The 1,634-nt window shown below is 33.5% G+C and carries 4 protein-coding genes; 2 read left to right on the plus strand and 2 right to left on the minus strand.

The genetic code is table 11. The features are described 5' to 3' along the window. Window positions 1-448, plus strand: a 448-nt coding sequence (locus RMN92_RS00595; RefSeq protein ID WP_409024840.1) for a DUF5675 family protein, incomplete at its 5' end; no start/stop codon positions are given. Window positions 449-460: 12 nt separating this feature from the next. Next, window positions 461-685: a hypothetical protein gene (locus tag RMN92_RS00600; RefSeq protein ID WP_309607519.1), complete on the plus strand. Its 225-nt coding sequence runs from the start codon at window positions 461-463 to the stop codon at window positions 683-685. Between the two features lie 245 nt (window positions 686-930). Here RMN92_RS00600 and RMN92_RS00605 read toward each other — a convergent pair whose 3' ends face one another. Both RMN92_RS00605 and RMN92_RS00610 read right to left on the minus strand, forming a co-directional pair. Continuing rightward, window positions 931-1,110, minus strand: coding sequence for a hypothetical protein (locus RMN92_RS00605; RefSeq protein WP_309607520.1), 180 nt, complete (start codon window positions 1,108-1,110; stop codon window positions 931-933). Between the two features lie 28 nt (window positions 1,111-1,138). Continuing rightward, entirely contained in the window at window positions 1,139-1,561 is a 423-nt protein-coding gene (locus RMN92_RS00610; RefSeq protein WP_309607521.1) for a DUF6943 family protein, read from the minus strand. Window positions 1,562-1,634: the final 73 nt, after the last annotated feature.

Below are 1,634 nucleotides of genomic sequence, written 5' to 3' on the forward strand. Positions count from 1 at the left end.
CCGTTATCGTTGGTTCGAGTTAGTGGCGTGTAAGATGGTTTTGACACTATCAAGAACTTATTTCCCTGACGGAACTAATGGAAAACTCGAATGCGAAGGCAAACTTATTTGTTTGACAATTGAATTGCCTTGGAAAAACAACAAAACTAAAGTTTCCTGCATTCCAGAAGGGAAATATTTTATAAAAAAGAGATACAGCAAAAAATTTCAATGGCATTTGGAAGTTTTGGATGTCCAAAACAGAAGTTTAATTCTGTTTCACCCTGCCAATAATGCATTGCAAGAATTGAATGGTTGTATTGCTCCAGTTACTAAACTTTCTGGACCAGGTTTAGGTCTAATGTCTCGAAAAGCATTTTCTAAATTTAAAAATTTAGTTTATCCAATTTTAGATCAAAACAAGGAAGTTTTAATAATTATAAAATCCGATTCCCAAATGGGAACTTAAAAAAAATAAATTATGAATATTTTAAATAGAGTAAAATCACCCACTCCGAAGTTTTTTAAAGTGCTTCGAAATATCGGATTGGTTTTGGCAGCTGTAGGCGGAACAATTTTGGCAGCACCAGTTGCTTTGCCAGTTGTAGTAACTACAATTGGCGGTTATGTTGCCGTTGCAGGTGGTGTTATATCGGCGGTTAGTCAACTAACAACGACAAAAGACTATGGCATTACAACACAGTAACACAACGTTAGTTGGTACCGCTAGCGGTACTGTTTTGAGTGTTTTACCGAATCTTCACTCGGACGATATTCTAAAAACTATAATTCTTGCATCCATTGGAGCAATAGTTAGTTTTTTAATATCTTTACTGCTCAAAATTTTGATTAGAAAGCACAAAAAATAGTCTAATTCTAGTTGTGGTGACCTTTGGATTAGACAATATTGAAGCCCAAACCGTAAGGATTGGGTTTTTTTATGCCTAAAAATTAAACTTCCTCAAATTGATTCAACGTAACTTCCAAAATTTGAACTTCGGAGTTATGGTTGTACAATTCTTGCCATTTTGCGCTGTCAATCGCTTTGGCTCTTGTGTCGAAAACGCCAAAACATACTCTTGATGCTCTGCTTTTCCAATTGTCCGTTTGGTACAAAATAAATAGTTTCATTTTTGTCAATTTTAGGTTAATAATTGGTTTATTTTTTACAATATCGATGTAAAATCACTCTTCGCAAATCGTTTATTAGATTTATGTTTTGATGAAATTGTTCTTCTTTTAATTCCAACAATCGCAATGCTTTAATGTCTTTTTGATGCGCTTCGTGGTCGAGTAATAAGATGTTTACTCGTGCCGAAAAATTGTGTTTAAGGTCATTAATTCTCAAAAACGGAATAACCGAACCACACAAAAATTGATACCAAAATTTCGACTTCCAAAGGCTGTAAGCAATCCAATAAACCGTTTCCAAATCCTCTTCGTTTGAAAAAATAATTGCAAAACTGTTAGTAAATTCCGTTTTTTGAGGTTTTCCGCTGTTCAATCCTTTGTTTAAAACAAATAAATGCGGATTTGAATAAATCGTGTTTTTTCGGTGCGTCTGAATAATGAAATTGGGCATACTTTCTGATTTAAAGTTGAGGTTTTTCAATCACTTTTTTTGCCATTAAACTTTTTAAAAGAAAAAAAAGAAA

The sequence above is a fragment of the Flavobacterium sp. genome (assembly GCF_031363805.1).
Lineage (GTDB): Bacteria > Bacteroidota > Bacteroidia > Flavobacteriales > Flavobacteriaceae > Flavobacterium.